The sequence below is a fragment of the Scytonema sp. UIC 10036 genome (assembly GCF_009725235.1).
Genome location: NZ_WJFC01000001.1, coordinates 217693 through 236565 on the forward strand (window position 1 = coordinate 217693; position 18873 = coordinate 236565).

At 41.1% G+C, this 18873-nt stretch carries 12 protein-coding genes; 6 read left to right on the plus strand and 6 right to left on the minus strand.

Going from position 1 to position 18873, the window contains the following annotated elements:
• Window positions 1–80: 80 nt before the first annotated feature.
• Window positions 81–1433: a TMEM143 family protein gene (locus tag F7734_RS01060; RefSeq protein WP_155742975.1), complete on the minus strand. Its 1353-nt coding sequence runs from the start codon at window positions 1431–1433 to the stop codon at window positions 81–83.
• A gap of 68 nt (window positions 1434–1501) precedes the next feature.
• Here F7734_RS01060 and F7734_RS01065 point away from each other — a divergent pair, with 68 nt between their 5' ends.
• Window positions 1502–1927: a hypothetical protein gene (locus F7734_RS01065; RefSeq protein WP_155742976.1), complete on the plus strand. Its 426-nt coding sequence runs from the start codon at window positions 1502–1504 to the stop codon at window positions 1925–1927.
• 1052 nt (window positions 1928–2979) lie between these two features.
• On the opposite strand, the gene F7734_RS01070 is transcribed toward F7734_RS01065, so the two are convergent.
• The 5 genes from F7734_RS01070 to F7734_RS01090 all read right to left on the minus strand — a co-directional run bounded on the left by F7734_RS01070 (window position 2980) and on the right by F7734_RS01090 (window position 15327).
• Window positions 2980–7425 carry a CHAT domain-containing protein gene (locus tag F7734_RS01070; RefSeq protein WP_155742977.1) on the minus strand — a complete coding sequence of 1482 codons (4446 nt, stop codon included), beginning with the start codon at window positions 7423–7425 and terminating at the stop codon, window positions 2980–2982.
• Window positions 7426–7544: 119 nt separating this feature from the next.
• Entirely contained in the window at window positions 7545–7823 is a 279-nt protein-coding gene (locus F7734_RS01075) for an RNA-binding protein (RefSeq protein ID WP_155742978.1), read from the minus strand.
• 93 nt (window positions 7824–7916) lie between these two features.
• Window positions 7917–12626 (minus strand): CHAT domain-containing protein, encoded by a 4710-nt coding sequence (locus F7734_RS01080; RefSeq protein WP_155742979.1) that lies wholly within the window; start codon window positions 12624–12626, stop codon window positions 7917–7919.
• 205 nt (window positions 12627–12831) lie between these two features.
• On the minus strand, window positions 12832–13872 hold the full coding sequence (locus tag F7734_RS01085; protein ID WP_155742980.1) for a DUF1822 family protein: 1041 nt from the start codon (window positions 13870–13872) through the stop codon (window positions 12832–12834).
• A gap of 30 nt (window positions 13873–13902) precedes the next feature.
• Window positions 13903–15327 carry a hypothetical protein gene (locus F7734_RS01090; RefSeq protein ID WP_155742981.1) on the minus strand — a complete coding sequence of 475 codons (1425 nt, stop codon included), beginning with the start codon at window positions 15325–15327 and terminating at the stop codon, window positions 13903–13905.
• A gap of 94 nt (window positions 15328–15421) precedes the next feature.
• On the opposite strand from F7734_RS01090, the gene F7734_RS01095 reads away from it, so the two are divergent.
• The 5 genes from F7734_RS01095 (at window position 15422) to F7734_RS01115 (ending at window position 18837) form a co-directional block, all read left to right on the plus strand.
• On the plus strand, window positions 15422–15721 hold the full coding sequence (locus F7734_RS01095) for a hypothetical protein (RefSeq protein WP_155742982.1): 300 nt from the start codon (window positions 15422–15424) through the stop codon (window positions 15719–15721).
• Between the two features lie 28 nt (window positions 15722–15749).
• Window positions 15750–15953, plus strand: coding sequence for a type II toxin-antitoxin system HicB family antitoxin (locus F7734_RS01100; RefSeq protein ID WP_155742983.1), 204 nt, complete (start codon window positions 15750–15752; stop codon window positions 15951–15953).
• A complete protein-coding gene (locus F7734_RS01105) occupies window positions 15950–16156 on the plus strand; it encodes a type II toxin-antitoxin system HicA family toxin (RefSeq protein WP_155742984.1) in 207 nt (68 codons plus the stop codon). Before F7734_RS01100 ends, F7734_RS01105 begins: the two co-directional genes overlap by 4 nt.
• A gap of 312 nt (window positions 16157–16468) precedes the next feature.
• Window positions 16469–17647, plus strand: a complete 1179-nt coding sequence (locus F7734_RS01110) for a sigma-70 family RNA polymerase sigma factor (RefSeq protein ID WP_347566105.1) — start codon at window positions 16469–16471, stop codon at window positions 17645–17647.
• A 5-nt stretch (window positions 17648–17652) separates the two neighbouring features.
• Window positions 17653–18837, plus strand: coding sequence for a DUF1822 family protein (locus tag F7734_RS01115; protein ID WP_155742986.1), 1185 nt, complete (start codon window positions 17653–17655; stop codon window positions 18835–18837).
• The last annotated feature ends 36 nt before the right edge of the window (window positions 18838–18873 follow it).

Below are 18873 nucleotides of genomic sequence, written 5' to 3' on the forward strand. Positions count from 1 at the left end.
AAGTATTTTTTTTAAACCGCAGAGGCGCAGAGAGCGCAGAGGAGAAAAATGAGGAATTGCTCTCTCTAGCAATGTCCGCCCTACGATAAAGCAATTCCATTATATTGAAAAGCATTGTCCCAAACATAATCGATAACAGCCTTAGCATCATCCAAAGAAAGAACTTGGCAAAATCCCTGGCGATCGTAAGTAAGTAGAGGAATCTCAGATACATTATCAACTTCCTTCCTATTTCCCAAAACTTTGCCACGAATTTCTTCCAAATTCTTTAAAGGACCGTTAATATCAAAGTTAATTTTGATACCCACCTTCCTCTCCATCCAACTTTCAATGTGAGAGTCTAACTTTCTTGGAGTCAGAGGAGTTGAACTAGTCAAAAGATGATAATAGACCAAGATAATTTCTTTACATTCCTGCTCCTCAGCAATATCCATCAGCATCTGAAAAACACTGATATTACTAGCTAAATTTTTAAAAAACAGCGTATCAGTCACATCTTTTTGAAATTTGATTTTTTTATTTTTATAATTATTGTATTGTTGGAAAGCAAAACCACCGAGAGCGATCGCTAACGATAGCGCCGCCACTAAAACGGGCATGACATTTTGGCTTTTATACTGTTCTACAACCAAACCTAATGATTCAAGTAGAGATGTCGCATTAAAAATCAGCAAAATAGCAGCAATCAGTAATAACAGATTTGGTAATGCTTTTAAAAGCAAGGGAATTGCTGCTCCAATCGCAGGAATGCCGAATAGCAGGCGATCTTTCCAAGTCATACTAGTGACAACATTAGGAAAGAGCAAGTCAATATCTAGTTTGGGAATATTTTTATAGAAGTAAACATACATTTTACCCGGTGTAAAATTTAACTCCTCTATTTTCATTTTCTTTTTACGAAAATATGCAGCTTCTTTAAACTTAATCAGTAAAACAATTCGTTCAAAAGTTTCAATATTTTTTTCTTGTCGCCAAAAGAATAACTTTTTGAGAACAATTTTATGGCTGGTATCGCCTTGGTAATAGCAATAAAAGCGGTCAAAATCTTCAAAATCAACTTGAGTTTTCAAATCAATTAAAGATTTCCTATCTAATGCTTGCTGTACAATTGATTCAGGTAAAGGAATGTAATTAGCTCTCTCTAAAATGTAATGAAATGCCTCAACCACTTTTGATTCCATCGCGTCATATTGGTCAAACGTTGGTTGAGTCAATGATTGAACATCTGTACTAGGATTGAAAGGTACGTAGTTGTCTTTGATAATTTCTAAGGTCTTATGAAAGCGGAAGTGGTAGTACGCAGATAAAATTTCGCAGAAATCTTTAAACTTGTCAGCATCAGCAGCATTTAACTGACCATCTTGCAGGCAAAGTTCAATAATATCAGTGCGACGGAAGGGAATAAAGGCTTCTCGATTTTCATTGACTGCCATAAGCTTACAGCACCTCTATGACAACGTGAACTGTACATTGAGAGTCGGCACTGTCAGACTGCAATTAATTGAACAATGCTGAACAAGAGTATTATACCTGCTTTCATCTACAGTTACGGAATGGTGGTTTTCATACCGGGATCGTTCACCCACTGACCCCGTTGCGAATCCCAGCGAGGAGCGCCGAAGATGGAAAATCTATTCCCGTAGCTGTAGTGGCAATGACTGAAGCGGTTAGAAGACGATGGAAGCAATTGGAAGAAAAAGCGTACACGATCTGTGAGTTTTTCCTGACAAATATTTTACGTAATTTAGAAAGCCGCGATCGCCATCTTGCCTCTCAAAACCTTATATTTCTGGTGAGGGAGCACATATGCAAAAACCTGCTCTGCTTCGGAGGGCGTTATGGTTGCCCTTTCTGGTCAAGTATTTTGTTTGAGTTATCTTTCTACAACTGCATAACCCGAGCGAGCCGTTCCCTAATAAGAGAATAGAGAGAGGTAACAATCTTTTGGTTTCCGGAAAATATTTGAGACTCATTGTAGAACTTTAATGAATCTCGACAATGAGATCGCAAAAGCACATAGCTATTAGACAATCACTCAGATTTTTTAGTGCATACACGCATACTCTCTTGTTGTCTTTAAATTTTACTTAAGGATAAGAGTTCATCATGAAAATACTTCGATTTCTGTCAATTGTCTCAAATATAAACTTACCCAAATTCCCCAATACAATGTTGGCACTTCTAACGACCTCTCAAAAGAGAGGTTGCGGCTCTGGCGCTTCAGATCGTGGTATATATCACTAACCTTAATAAGTATAGAAATTCTAAATCATTCATGAAAAATTTTAAATATTGTAGAGTAAGCCTTGCCCAGTAAAAACCTTTTGTGATGGGCAATGCCCACTCTACGTGTATTTCACCATCAAATAGGCTTCTTATAGCATATCAAAAATATGCGTTGCTAATTTCGACTTTTTCAAGGAGAATGTGAGTACAATGTCTAATTTTAGTCATGACGAAAATCTAGAAAATTCATCTACAAACCCACAGGGATCGTTAAATCAAGATTCACCTACAAATTTAGCGGAAGCATTAAACAAAAAACCCGCAATGAAAAGAGGAAATTGTAAGAATAGAGATCCAAAAACAGGTAAATGCCGTCCCAGTAACGCTCAGTTAAGAAAATTGTTCAGTGAGACAAGCAGGGGGTGCAGGGGTTGCAGGGGACGCAGGGGAAAAAAAAGGCTTAACCGAGTAGTATTGAACTCCCCTTCCGCACCCCCTACTGTCACAATCGGTTTTTTCTGATTTTTACTAACTATAAAAGCTGCACTTTATACAAACATGGTGAAAATTACGATGGCGATACCTACGGTAAGCTCCGAAGATCGCCAACCCCAAATCCTCAAACGTTCAAAATTCGTAGTGTGACAATGCGCGGGTGCGGAAGGTAGGTTACAAAATTCTCTAACGGAACTGGCGGGAATACCAGTTTCATATGAGAAGGCGGGAAAGGATGCGACAATCGCTTTTTCAAATTCAGGTGTTACTACTACTGCATAGATTTCGTATATGGTTGTTATTGGAATTTTTAAGATAGTCTTTTAACCAATTGCAACCATATCCCAATAAATTATCTAAGTTCAAATTCCATAAGCTAATTTGGTTTCGATCGCCACCAGAAATAATCATATTATCGTTAGCGCTCAAACTCATGCTGTTGATAGAACTACTATCAAATACCTCAAGTTGTGCAAGCTCTTGCTGTTCGTCTAAACTCCAAAGCTTTATAGTGTAAGTACTTGCAGCAGCAAGAATTTTGCCATCGCGGCTGAAGCTTAGGCTTTTAACAGGGCTGAAATGGTTGGAAAGAATCTTGGGTTCCTTAGCATCTAGGCTCCAGAGTCTGACTGTCAGGTCATCACTTCCCGAAGCCAGAATTTTCCCATTGGGGCTAAAGTGAATACTTCTAATTGGTAACTCGTGTTGACCAAGAGTTTTGATTTCTTTATTATTGAGACTCCAAAGTTTAATTTTGTTATCTATGATAAAAGCGATGCTCCGATTTTGAGGATGAAAAGCAACGTTTGAAATTGCACCATCATTATCATTGAAGGTTTGAAGTAACTGACCGTTCTGACTCCATAATTTGATAGTTTTATCAAAACTTCCAGAAGCAATGGTTTGACTGTCAGGGCTGAAACTAACACTTGAGATAACATCTTTATGCCCAACCAGAGTTTGAAGTAACTGACCGTTTCGATTCCAAAGCCTTACAGTTTTGTCTTTGCTACCAGAGGCAATCGTTTTACCATCCGGGCTAAACATAATGCTTGTGACAGCATCGCTATGACCGCGAAGGATATTGAGTAACTGACCGCTGAAGCTCCAAAGTAAGATGGTATTGTCATCACTAGCAGATGCAAACATAGTACCATCAGGATTAACACTGATGCTGTTGATGGCACCTGTATGTTTTTTTAGGATTTGAGGTTGCTGACATTTCACACACCAAACTTTGACGGTGTTGTCTCCACCAGCACTCACAATGGTCTTGCCATCGGGACTAAAACTGGCGCTGAAAAATCTTTCAGTGTAGCCAGAAAAAGTCTTAAGTATTTCACCATCTAGATTCCAAAGCTTGATGTCATTGTCCCAGCTTGCAGAAACTAGGGTTTTGCCGTCAGGGCTAAAACTCAAACTTGCGACAAGAACGTTATGTCCATTCCAAGTTTGGAATTTCCCATTATCCAAATGCCAAAGTGCGATCGTGTTGTCTTTGCCACCAGAGGCAAGGATTTTGCCATCGGGGCTAAAAGTAACGCACGTGACATCGTCTTTATGTCCAGTGATGGTTTTGAGCAACTCACCATTGCGACTCCAGAGTTTAATAGTTTTGTCGCGACTGCTAGAAGCAAGGGTTTTGCCATCTGGGCTGAATGCGACACTTGTCACAGCAGCACTATGCCCAGTGATGGTTTTAAGTAACTCACCATCGCGACTCCAGAGTTTAATGGTTTTGTCCTCACTACCAGAGGCAATTATTTTACCATTAGGACTGAAACTGACATCGTAGACATTGGCTGTATGTCCCAAAAAGCGATTGCGTTCTGGCATTCGGTAAACTGCTTTCCACAAAGCTGATTTCACGAGCATATGAGTTTCGGGAGATGTCACGCCTGACTTTTTCAGCTTTTGCCCTGCCCTAACTGCTTGGATGAGCGACTCCAAGCCATTGTTTGCAGCCAATAGCCCTTCCGATGACTTGCTGAGAGCTTCTATTTCGTTTTTGACAGAATTTTGCCAGTTCCACCAAGTCATTCCAGCGAAGCCCATTGCCATGACTAAACCAGTGGAAAGACTCAAAAAAGCAGTTTGTCGCCTGCGTTTTTGCAAATTGATTTCTCGCTTCCTTTGTTCCAATGAAAGATGAATAAAATCTTTCTCTAGAGAACTCAGTTCTTGAAAACGTTGCAGCTGCCAGTACTCTGCATCATTCAAGGGTTTTCCTCGCAACAGCCCTCCTTCGTCTTTGTCGCTGCTTTCCCACTGACGGATAACCCCTCGTAAATGCTCTTGCCAGTGACGAAATTCACCGTCTATTTTCAGCCAATCTGTTAAGCGTCCCCAATTTTTAATCAGTGCCTCATGTACAATTTCTACCGTTTCTTCCCCTGTGAACTCATTGCGGTTTGTCACGACTAAACGGTGTGATGCTAAATGTGTGACTAAATCCCAGTTCTCTGAATTGACCTCGTCTCGAGTTGCTAACCTCCGAGTTGCTTCTGTCTCTTCCCCCAAACGTACTAACTGCATAAACACTTGCCGTGCTCTGGCTCGATCTGTCTCACTTAACTGGGTATATACTGTTTCAGCATGATTGGTAAGCGCTTGCTCTACACCGCCAATTTCTTCATAACCTCTATGGGTTAGCAATCCTTGGCTTTGTTTTGACCACAGTTGTGTGAGGGCAAACTCTAATAATGGTAACCGCCCTGGTTGTTCTTCAACGTTAGAAATGAGTTTATTTGTCAAGCCATTTTCCAATTTAACCTGCATCTGGGCTGCTGGTTTTTCAATCGCCGATCGCAATTCTTCACAACTCATGGGTCCAAGATTCAGAACTCTTCCCTGTAAAGCATCGCTGAATGGGCGGTAAGATAAAGCATATCCATAAAAGTCAGCTCGTAAAGTCATCACTAGAGTAAATGCTGGAGCTAATCTTACGGCTGTTAATAATGCATCTAAGAAGTACTGGCGCTGTTTTTCGGTGCAAAGAGTGTAGAGTTCTTCAAACTGATCGGCTATAAGTAACAAGCGGCTTTCGGGATTTTGCTGAGCCAGTTTATCAATGATTTTGTATAAACCGTTTACGTTATGATTGAGTGCAACTTCTAGTTCCAGTTCAACTAAGCGACGGGTGTTTCCATCGCTTTTCGGTAACTTGCGATCGCTAATACTATCTACACCTGTTATCAATTGATATTGTTCTTTGTCAGGGAACCGCAATCCTCCTTCTTCTGCTTGGTCGTAATTTCCAGTTTTACTTGTGGCTGTCAAAGGGGCAAGCGCTGTTGCCAATGCTGCTATGGGATTGTTTCCCGGACGAAAGGAGACGATTTGCCAATCAATCAGAGTATCTTTTCTGAACAGTGGAACCAATCCAGCAAAAACTGTACTCGACTTACCACTTCCACTAGAACCAACTACAGCCACTAACGGCTTTCTTTTCACCGCCGCTAGTAAATCCTTTGTAAACTCTTCTCTCCCAAAGAATAAATCCGCATCCTCTTCGCTAAAAGCAAATAACCCACGGTAGGGACACACCGGCATTCCACCTAACTCCAACCAAGTGAGTGGTTCTACTGCTGGGTTTTGACAAATCATTGGCAACCACGAAGCACCGGGAAAGTCATCTTCCAATCCTTGTAACTTTCGGCGTGCTTGCTGAACAGCAAGATACAGGGGTAGTCGTTGAAGTGAAAAACCGTGTAAAAAATTTTTAAAAAATTCTGCCGCTACAGAATTTGGAACGGGTTCCCGCATGACAATCACTGTGGGAATACTTAGTTTTTCTAGTGCTAACGCCAATCCCAAACCATCACAGGAGTTAAAGATTGCTAGTTGCAAATTTTTATCAATAGCTGATTTCAGTGCTTCTTCTAATTGTTCAATTGTTAAACTGTTGTTTGTTGGATTTTCGTTAATATAGATTCTGCCCGTTTCACCTTCCGTTTGGCTGTGACCTGCAAAAAATAAGATATCCCAGCCTTGTGAGTCCCAAAGCTGTGAATTTAATTGCAAACGAGAGGGTTTATCTAGAACAACAACTTCTGCATCTGTTAGCTTACCAAGAGACTGAGTTTCTATTTCTAAGTCAATATCTTTGCTGTTGCCCATTACAGCTAAGATTCTGACTTTCTTTCTTAGCGATTGTGACTGCCTTGTTTCCGAACGTTTATACTCTGGTTTGGATAGAGCCACTTCTGCTTTGGGATAATCGTTGAAAAAATTCCAACGATACCAAGGTATGCGCTGTAATATTTCATCGCTGGTTTCAATAATGACTCTTATTTCTTCTTTTGGATTCAGTTGCGATCGCAGTTGTTGACTAATATTAAGAAACTCTGTAGATGCGAGCCAATCATTAATACTCTGGTGCATCTTTTGACACAGATCGTCAAAAGTGACTTGAGAAACATTGGTTATCCCACCATCATCCAATTCTAGTTCATCATCTTCTTCTGGCTGCCCTAAAGAACGCAAATGTTGACGACTACAGAGATTTTGATAAAGTAATTGCCAATTTCTATATAGTTCGCTTAAATGTGGTGCTGGTGGTAGGCTACCGATAAATTGTTGTGGAAGAGGATGTCCTGCTGACCATAACTGAGATGTGACTTTTGGAAATCCGTTTTTCACATCACCACTTCCCAATTTAATAAGTACTAATTTATCCGGTGATAATCTACCTTTTATTTGCATAAACGTTTTTTACAGTGACCAGTTAAATAAATATTTGGTTGTAGTAGCGCTTCAGCGCATGCCCTGTATTAGTGATGCATGCGCTGAAGCGCTACTACGAACATAATTTTTATACTTAATCAGTTATTTGCCTTTGGTTTTTGACCGCCAGTACCATGGCTTGTTGGTTTTAACCCTCTACTATCTTCCTCAGCAGCAGAGACTGAAAGTATATTACCATTGAATTCTTGACCATTGAGTCTGGCAATAGCAATCTCCTCAGTTTCTTGATTTTCTAAGTTGACTTCTACTTGACCGTCAGACAAAAATCTAATTTGAACATCTCCATATTCTGCAAACAAATTCACTAAATCTTGCTCTGTAGATTGTAAAGGTAGATTTGACACCCTAATAGTCATGTTGTCCTCCTAAATTAATCGAGCTAAAAAACGACTCAAGTTGAATAGACATCTATATGCGTTGCGTTAAACCCGTGTAAAGACTAGCCATGCTTAGTCTCCTAGATTATTTTTGGGAGAGGTAAAATCACAGAGATAGTTATCTTTGAATTGTACATCGGCATTCGTGCGAAGATAATCTCTTAACCACTGACAGCCGTAATCCTGTAATTCATCTTGTTGGAGAAAACGTTTCCAATTCCATACAAGCGCTCTCTTGTCTTCATCACTAGAGACAATTGTTTCACCATTATGGTTAAACGCCACTTTCCAAACAATCCCATTATGACCCTTAAAAGTTGTTAGCAAAGTACCATCTGTTGTCCTCCATAATTTCACAGTCTTATCGCCACTTGCTGAGGCAATGATGTTACCATCAGGGTTAAAGGCTACCCCAAAAACCTCAGCATTATGACCGTTGAGGGTTGTTACTAAAGTCCCATCAGATTTCCACACTTTCACGGTTTTGTCCCAACTTCCTGTGGCAACCAGCTGACCGTTGGGACTGAAAGCAACTGAAGTCACGGGGGCACGCCCATAAAGAGTTCTTACAAGCGTTCCATCTCGTCTCCAAAACTTGACGGTATTATCTCGACTTGCCGAAACAATCGTTTGACTGTCTGGGCTAAAGGTAACAGCCCACACTTCATTGGTATGACCGCTCGAAGTGGCAATTGGGGTGCCGTTGGTTTGCCACAGTTTCACTGTTGTGTCATCAGAAGCAGACGCTAACATCTTACCATCAGGGCTGAAAGCGACTGCGTTTACATAGAAGCGGTGACCAACAAGAGATTTAATGAAGGTACCATCTCGCTTCCAGAGTTTAACTGTTTTATCCCAACTGGCTGTGGCAATGAGCTGACCATTGGGATGAAACGCAATATCCCATACATCTTTGCTATGACCAGTAAAGGTTGTTACGGGATTGCCGTTCGACCTCCATAATTTTACGGTGTGATCCTCGGAAGCAGTCGCAATGAACTGCCCATCAGGGCTGTACTTTACCCCATGAACTGCGGCACTGTGACCGTTCAACTCAGTGAGTAAAGGATGTTTCCACCGCCACAATCTCACAGTTTTGTCATCAGAAGCGGTAGCGATGGTATTACCTTGTGGGCTAAAAGTCACACCCCAAATGATTCCACTGTGACCTTTGAGTACGGCAATCTCAGTACCATCAAGCTGCCAAAGTTTGGCAGTTTTGTCCCAACCTATAGAAGCAATCAGCCGACTGTCAGGGCTAAAGGCGACTCCATGAACCTGACCCTCATGACCTTTGAAAATTTTGTAAGGACGCGTTTCAAATTCTCCCTGACCATTGTTTTTCCAGAGTTTCACTGTCTTATCGGCACTTGCTGTGGCAATAAACTGACCGTTGGGGCTAAAGGAGATCGCCAGAACTTTGTCATTATGCTGAAGAGTTGTGAGTAAAGTGCCGTTAAGCTTCCACAATTTAACTGTTTTGTCCCAACTTCCAGAAGCGATGGTTTTACCATCCGGGCTAAACGCGATAGTATCTACGCTTTCGCTATGACCTGGAATGGTTAAGAACAAAGTCCCATCTCGCTTCCACAGATTAATACTACCGTCCCAAGTTGCTGAGGCAAGAGTTTGCCCGTCAGGGCTAAATGCAACTGCGTAAACCTCAGAAAAGTGATTGAGGGTTCTGAGTAAAGTGCCGTCAAGCGTCCACAGTTTGACTGTTCCATCGTCACTTGTTGAGGCAATGGTATTACCTTGCGGGCTGAAAGCAACTCCGTATACTGCGCGTTTATGTCCAATAAGAGTTTTGAGCAAACGACCGTCTCGCCCCCACAGTTTGACTGTCATATCTGCACTCGCTGTGGCGATGGTCTGAGCGTTAGGGCTGAATTTCACTTGGTGTACTTTAGCACTGTGTCCTATGAGGCGGTTATACTCATTAGCTCCGTATATTGCCTGCCTGAGTGCTAAATCAACTTGAGTCTTTATTTCTGTAGTATTCGTACCAACCATTTGTAATTTCCGATTAGCTCTCAGTGCTTGTACGAGGGCATCCAATCTTTTGTCAGAAGCAAACAGAGCTTGTGAAGATTTAATAGTTGCTTGAATTTCATTAACTTGAGCTTTTTGCCACTGCCAACCGGCAAAAGCGGCAAGTATTGATGCGATCGCCATACCACTGGCAAGACTTAGAATAGTAATTTGCTGCCGTCGCTTTTGCTGTTTGACCTCACGTTCCCGCAGTTCTAGAGAAGAGTGAATAAAATTGCGATCGCTAACACTCAGTTCTTCCCATCGTTTTGTTTGCCAATATTCTGCATCAGAAAGGGGTTTTCCTCGCAACAATGCCCCTTCATCTAAATTGCTACTCTCCCACTGACCAATTGCCACTCGCAACTTTTCTTGCCAGTTCCGAAACTCTCCGTCCATTTGCAGCCAGTATTCCAAGCGTCCCCAGCTTTTAATTAGGGCTTCATGCACAATTTCTACTGTTTCACAACACGTGTGTCCCTTAAGATTTGTAACAACCAAACGCTTTGATGCTAAGTGAGTTACCAAATCCCAATTTTCTTCTTTGACTTCAGCACGAGTGGCTAACCTCCGAGTTGCTTCACCACCTTCGGCTAACTGAACTAACTGCATGAATACCCGTTGCGATCGCTGTCTGTCTGTTTCGGAAAGTTGGCTGTATACTCCCTCTGCATGATTAGCGAGTGCTTCTTCTACACCACCAATTTCTTCGTAAGCCTTAACACTCAGCAATCCTTCACTTTGTTTTGACCAAAGTTGAGTCAGGGTAAACTCTAACAGAGGTAACCGACCTGGCTGTCCTTCCAATGCAGAAATCAGCTTATTTGTCAATTCTTTTTCCAATTCCACCTGCATTTGTGCCGCCGGCTTTTCAATGCAATCGTGCAATTCTTCACGGGACATGGGCGCAAGGTTGAGAACTGCTCCTTGCAAAGCATCACTCAAAGGACGATAAGAAAGAGCGTAGCCGTAAAAGTCAGCTCGTAGGGTTGTGACTAAGGTAAATCCAGGGGCGCGGGTACAGGCATTCAGTAATAAGTTGAGGGTATGCTGGCGTTCGTGTTCGGGACAAAGGGTGTAGAGTTCCTCAAATTGATCGGCAATAAGTACCAGGCGAGTTCCAGGATTTTGTTGAACAAAAGTTTCAATGATTGTGTATAAAGCACTGTCGTCTTGTTCGAGTGCCAGTTCCAATTCCAAATTGGCTAGGGAACGGAAGTTTTCATCGGTGAGTGATGAATTGTCAGTCCGAGAATTGACACCCGCCTCCAATTGATAATTTGCTTGCGTTGTCAGTTTTAATCCCGCACTCTGAAATCTCTCATTGTTGAGTGTTTGTGTGGTACTCAAAGGTGCAAAAGCTTCTGCTAGGGCTGTTATTGGCTTATTCCCAGGACGAAAAGAGATAATTTGCCAAAAAACATTTGTATCTTGTCGCAACCGAGGCACCAATCCGGCAAATATAACGCTGGACTTACCGCTTCCACTAGAACCTACCACAGCCACAAATGGCTTTTTTTTCACTGCTGTCACTAAATTTTGGGTAAACTTTTCCCGTCCAAAAAATAAGTGTGCATCTTCTTCCCGAAACGCAAATAAGCCACGGTAGGGACAAGGTGGCATTCCAGACAAAGTGAGCCAAGTCGGCGGTTTGACGGCGGGATTTTGACAAATTGTTGGCAACCAAGAAGCACCAGGTAAGTCATCTTCCAAACCTTGCAATTTTCTACGTGCTTGTTGTACCGAGAGATATAAAGAACGTCGTTCAACAGCGAAAGCTTCTAAAAAGTGTTTGAAAAACTCTTGGGCTACATAATTTGGTACTGGTTCCCGCATCACAATAACTGTAGGAATATTCAATTTTTCTAGTGCTAAAGACAATCCCAAGCCATCACAAGAATTGAAAATTGCTAGCTTTAAACCTTGGACAATAGCTGCTTTGAGTGCTTCTTCTAACTGTTCAACTGTTAAACTGTTGTTGGTTTCGTTCTCATTAATATAAAGTCTGCCCGTTTCACCCTCGGTGTGACTGTGTCCTGCAAAAAATACAACGTCCCAACCTGTGGAGTCCCAAAGGTATGTATTCAATTCTTGTCTTAATGGCTTGACAAGAAATACAACTTCTGCATCTGCTAAATTGTTAAGAAATTGACGTTCTGCAGCCAAATCGATCCCAAAGCTGTTCCCCAGAATCGCCAAAATTCTCACTCTTGTTCTTTTGACTTTAGGTTGCAAGACTTGAGCGCGTTTGTATTCCGGTTGAGAGAGAGCTATTTCTGCCAAAGGATAATCTCGAAAGAAATCACAGCGATGCCAGGGTAATTTTCGCAGCAGTAGATCGTTTGTTTGAATAATGACGCGAATTTCATCTGTTGGATTCAGTGCAGAGCGCAATTGTTGGCTAATCTTAAGAATTCCTTGAGATTGCAACCAATCATTCATTCTTTGTTGTAATTTGTTACATACACTGTGAAAATCCAGAACCGAGACGTTGGTAACACTGCCTTCATCGATTTCAAATTCATCATCTTCGTCATCAATTTGTGAAGAACGCCATTGTTTGCGATCGCAAATATTTTGATATATTGACTGCCAATTTCTACAAAGTTCAACGAGCTCTGGTGCTGGAGGTAAGCCGCCAATAAATTGCTCTGGCAGAGGATAATCCGCTCCCCATAGTTGAACAGTAACTCTTGGAAATCCTTGGTCTAAGTTACCTTGACCTAAATTAATCACAATCGACTTGCTCATTCAAAGCTGCACTTGATTGTCCAAGATTGTCATAGATTTTACTTTTATACCATATCCTTGTATTGCCTTGCTGTGTATATATGATGGAGTTGGGTGAAAATGTTGAGTGTGGAGGAGCAGAAAGAAACAGAATGCAGGAAAGCAGAGATTGTGTTTGTGTGGTTAACTAGTCTGAACTTATACCATTTTGATTGGGAGATCTGTTTTACAATTCAAAGTTTTCTCTGACTCTAGTATCTTCGAGACTGATTTCTAAACTAAAACGCTTTCCTGCTTCACCTTTAAAAGGCTTGAGTTGAATATAATTATCTTGAGTTCTAGAGGTAACTTCTTGAAGAGTTTTTCCAGCTTTAGAAAACAGTGTTAATTTAATATTTGATGGTAATACTCTTTCTCCATTGGTAGGGTGTAGCTGAATCAAAACGCCTAATTTTTCCTCAGTTTCTTCTGTGATATTGACTAACAACGCTACTGTTTGATGACCGAGTTGCACTCCCAAGTCAATTAACTTAGCTCTCTTCACACCCGCTTGTGTTTGCCTAATATTAAATGCCACATTGGTTTCGCGATCCAGCATGCTATCAATAATTTCCCAACCTTCATCACAAGCCCCTTGAAACCATTGGCTCAATTTAGTTCTTGTTTCATTAAAGTATGTTAATAACTTGTCTGATACCTTTTCGGTTGAAGCCACGGGTAAAGGAATAGAGCTAGGTTCCAAGTGAAGATAGTAATGCAACAAATGATTGGGTTCTGAATCGAATACCGATAGCCCTAATTGGTATGAGCCATCATGTAAGCGATCGCTACTGCAATAGGTAACCAGTTGATCGTAACGCAAACAACCTCTAATAATAACTTCTTCCTGTTCTTCAGAAACTTCTAGCACTACATAAAAATGAGCTACTAGTTCGGGTGCATGAATAATATTTTCCGGTATGCTTACCACTTCATCAAGCAGATGCTCGGTAGAAATCACGCAAAATTTAAACTCTCCAAGTTGAAGTTGAGCACAGGTTTCAATAACATGAGTTTGTTTTTGAATAGATTGTTCTGGAAGGCGTGCAGTCAGCCATTGTTCAAACCCAAACAATCCCAAGCTATTGAGATAAATTTGCCACTGTTTTGTTTCATTCATAATTTGGTTACTGATTTGTGTTGCTTGGTAAAAGTGTTCCGGTTCCAACCATACGCTTTCCGGCAAAATCAACCCGATCTTTGTTGGGGTTATTGATAACTCTGACATAATAAGTTCTCTCCTAATTGTAAACTGTGTTTATCGTTTTTCTATGTATTGCAAAAGCTGTCGTGCGTATACGCTATTCATGGCTCGGTTTTTCCCCACTCTAATTTCTTCCGATGCTTCTTGAAAAATTTCTTCATCAACAAAAGCTTCTATTTGTTCGGAAATAGCTTTGAGATAATCTGGTTGTGGAGGAAGTTTCGTTAAACCTTTTTCCTCAGCCTTTTGTAAAATTTTCTCAAGGAGTGTTTGAACTGTGGCATAGCGTACCTTATTTAAAAGTTCACCAGGGTTTAAGATTCGTCTTGCTTGATCCCAGCTACTCATTCCTAGTTGAGGAACAATTTCTTTTAGAGCTAATCCTTGACCGTAATATAATTTCAATCCAGGAATGAACTTTTGAGCTAGAGGCGCATACTTTTTGCTTTTTTCCAATCGGTTAAGACTCGCTTGAATTTCTTCTTTAATAGCTTTAAGCAAAGCTAATTGTAGTTGCTCGTGCAAAAACTCTAAAAGTTCTCGCTGTTCTACATCAACTTCATTCAGGAATTCATAAGGTAAATCAGATCTAAGTGAGTAACCGCCAGTTTCGGGATCTTGAATTTCTATCGATTCTCTATAGCTCCAGATATCATACTGCCTGAGTTGTGCAACAACAAGTTTGAGTTCTTTAATTAACTCCATTGAGTCATTGATAATAACCTTGCGTTGTTTCAACTGGGCTAGCATTTCTTGCTGTTGAGCGTTAGTAGGATCGGGACATCGTCTAGTTTGATAAGAACGCTGCTGTTGGCGATCGCGACGATAAACGGCATGAAAAACTTCTACTAAATGACGTTCGCGTTGTGAGAAGCGTTCTAGCTGTTTGGATCTAGCACGGTTCAAAAGCGCCCAGTCACTCAGATGCTGAAAACCAAATTCTGATAAAAACTCTTTTAGCTCTGGATTTTGTCTGGTTTGTAAATAAGCCCAATTCTCTAAGCTCATTCTCGACTGAGAGTCAGGCTTGTAAGTTTGCAGAACCCTAACAGAAAAGAATTTAAAACTGGCTGTCTTAGCTTGACCGTTTTTATCTAAAAGCAGTTGATTTTTGCTGTCTTTATCCAAAACGAGTAAGCTTTCACCATCATCATTTAGAACAAATGGCAGCAAATCTTGGTAAGTAAAGTGCTTTTCCGTACCAAATAAATTGTCAATTTTTTGACAAGCTTTTAGTATAGGGTCGGAAACGTAGCACCTAAGACAAAGCCCAGCAACAGCACGATTTTTGTCATCAACCTCCAGTTTTTGATTGTAGAAGAAGGCGTAAAGAGCAGTTTCCACATCTCCATTCTGGGAACGTGACAACTGTTTGTGACAAAAATCCTGTGCCGGAGGAACCAAGAAGAGTTTGTACCCCGCTTGTTCGCTGGCTGGATTAATTCGCCAAATTTTCCAGTATCTGGATGAAGCACCCATAGGTTGTATGCTCTCCTTTGATGAACTGACCTCATTTTACAGTTGCAATAGGAGATAGATGTTGTACCTTTGACCTTATGCAGTTGCTTGGGGAATGAGGGATCGGGAGTGGGAGATCCTTTGGCAGAATAGTGAAAGTATCAGTGGCAATACTTATCGGTTAAGCCTAAAAATGCGAAAACACGTAGGTTGGGGAGCCAGCCCTGAACCGTGTGCGTGGCGCGAATGCGCCATAGGAGGGTTTCCCTCCGCACCTTTACTGGCGTTTGAGGAACGAAACTCAACATTGACAGACATTTGTTGGGTTTCTACACGGGTTTACCCAACCTACAATTTCCGAGATCCCTTGCAGTATGTGTATGGCGTAGCATCAGTGGCAGCAATTATAATATAAAGGTTCAATCTCGTATACATGACATGATATGAAGTTTAAAGCGATTGTTCATCAAGCTGAAGAAGGTGGATTCTGGGCAGAAGTCCCTGCTTTACCTGGTTGTATTACTGAAGGTGATACTTGGGAAGAACTGATGACTAATCTTAAGGATGCAATTGAAGGATGGCTTGAGGTAGCCAATGAAAGTCATTCGACAAATGATACAGATCGAATAGTAGAAATTGCTGTATGAAGTCTATTTCGGGTAAAAAGCTATGTACAATAGTAGAGAAAAAAGGATGGATTTTGAGAAAAATAACTGGAAGTCATCATATCTACAAACACCCTGACTACGAGCAAATATTATCAATTCCTGTTCATACAAACAAAGATTTAAAGATAGGAACCTTAAGAGCCTTGATGAAAATAGCCGAGTTAAATGAAGAAGATTTCTAGATAGAACTGGCATTTATTATTGGTATTAATAATTATATCAACGGGATTTCTTCTTTGAAAAATGCCTATCAATATACTCCTTTGGTTAATCATGAATTGAGTGATAATCTTTTCTTCATCAGTACGATGCACGATTTCGTAAAATCTTTAAAAAATCTCCTTAAAAGTACGTAAACTAAAGAGTATTAGAAGCTAAAGCCAACTAATTACAGAGCAATTCCACAATCAAACAAGAAAATCCCTCTTCCCTATCCCCTAACCTCTAATCCCCCACCTCTATTGCCTATGCGTCCCCGACAAGACATTACGGATATGTTCTCAACATTCGCGCAGCTGGAAAATGACAAATTTGGCAAATGGTTGAGCGATCGCAAACTGCATCGAAGTATCCAAAATTGCTTGAACTCTTCAGCAGAAGTCACTACCTCAGAGAACTTTTGGGCACTCTATTGGCACAAGCACTGGAAAACTCAGTCCAATCATTTAGCAAAAATGCATTTGTTGGCTTATTTGCAAGAACCATGTTATTGGACAGCTTCAAAAACAGTTGCCAAATTTACGAACAGCCAATACAGTCTAGCTGATTACTTCCAAATGGCGAATACAGAAATCGAAACAATTCTTAAAGACTTCAAGGCAGAAAAATGCTCTAGCTTAAAAGCTTACGCCATGATGGCAATGCCCAGTCGGTTGAGAGATATTTTACGCCAACGCCAGGAAGCCGAACTTTGCACCAACTGGGCATTATTGCGTAAAGTCAGTAAAAAGCTGCTTTTAGAAGCTCTGAGTGAAGTTGGATTATCACCTACCGCAATGACTCAATATCGTTTAGCCTGGACTTGTTTCAAAGAACTGTACGTCCAGAAGCAACCGTCCGGAATTGCTAAGTTACCGGAACCAAGTCGCCAACTTTGGGAAGCTATTGCCAACCTCTACAACCAGGAACGCAAGAGCCAACTTACTCAATCGACTGGGGAATGCACAAGCGAGACAATTGAAAAATGGTTAACCCAAACAGCTCTCTACGTGCGTGCTTATCTGTTTCCACCTGTTAAATCGCTAAATACTTTCAAGCAAGATGACGACACAACAATAACGTTTGATGTCCCTGACCCATCCTCTAGCTCACCCATGGCTGATATGATAGCCGAAGAGGATGTGGAAAACCGACAAAACCAAATATCTCAGATGTCTGCTGAATTGTTAAATTCTTTACAGAGCCTAGATGCACAATCCCAAGAAGTACTCAAGCTTTATTACCAACAAGGGCTCACTCAGCAGCAGATTGTGCAGGAGTTGCAGATGAGCCAGCCTACAGTGTCTCGCAGACTGGTTAAAGGCAGAGAATCAATGCTTGCAGCATTAGTTAAGTGGAGCCAGTCAACTTTGAATATTCCTGTTCATTCCAACCAAATTAAAGATATGAGTCTTTTTTTAGAAGAGTGGTTGAGAAATCAATATGGTGAGTATAACATGATGAGTACAAGGTAGTAAAAATGACTGGCGCGTTTGCAGACCCAAGAGAATGGTTGTTAGAAATATCACCAACAGTTCAGGAGCAATCTTGGCAACAAAGCCAAGTTTATGCCACGCCCAGCAGTCGTTGGTGCGCTTACACGAATCAAATTTGCCTTTATGCCTTTTTGGATTGGATTTCTACTGAATCCTTTCCTGAAGCAAGTATTTGGTACAGTTCCCCCGGCATTACAGCTTTTTGGGAATTTGTCAATGGCACGGCAATTTTATTAGAAGGGAAGCAAGTCATGTTGATCCCTAGTGAGGCAATTGATGATAGCGAGTTAGAAGTTCCTCAGGAATGGGTAGATATTCCCAGTTGGGCAGCAGACTATTATTTAGCAGTGCAAGTCAAACCAGATGGGGAATGGGTGCGAATTTGGGCTTACACAACTCATACCGAACTAAAATCTCTGGCTGAGTATGACCCAGTAGATAGAACTTATTGTATGGACGCACGGCATTTGACACAAGACCTCAACGCTTTCTCTTTGAGCTATCAATTTTGTATCGGAGAGGAGACAAAAGCAGCTGTAGCCCCTTTACCACAAGTATCAACCGAGCAAGCAGAAAATCTTTTGCAACGGTTAGGCAGTGACTCAGTAACATTTCCCAGACTATCAGTGCCATTTACAACTTGGGGAGCGCTATTAGAAAACGAACAGTGGCGACAGTGCTTGTACCAACAACGGCAGAAGGTACAATCTTCCCAAGTGCAAGTCAATCTCAGTCGTTGGTTTGAAGGTGTGTACGATACTGCTTGGGAAACAATAGAGACGTTTTTGCAGCCCAATTCCAACAGTTTAGCTTTTAATTTCAGGAGTTCTTCTGGAATAGGGGTTGCTAGGGTCAAACGTGCTAAGCTGATTGACTTGGGAATGGAAATAGAGTCTCAAAAAGTAGTGCTATTAGTTGCTTTGATACCAGAGACTAACCAACAAGTTGATATTCGCGTGCAACTACATCCAACCCATGGGGAATTTTACTTACCTGTTAATATTAAGCTAGCTTTGCTTTTAGAGTCAGGGGAAACTATTCAGGAGGTGCAAGCAAGAGAACAAGATAACTACGTGCAATTGAAACTTTTTAGTGGAGAAGTAGGAGAATGTTTCACCATCCAAGTGACTCTTGATAGTTACCAAATAACAGAAAATTTTGTAATTTAGTCATTGGTTATTGGTCATTAGTCATTGGTCATTAGA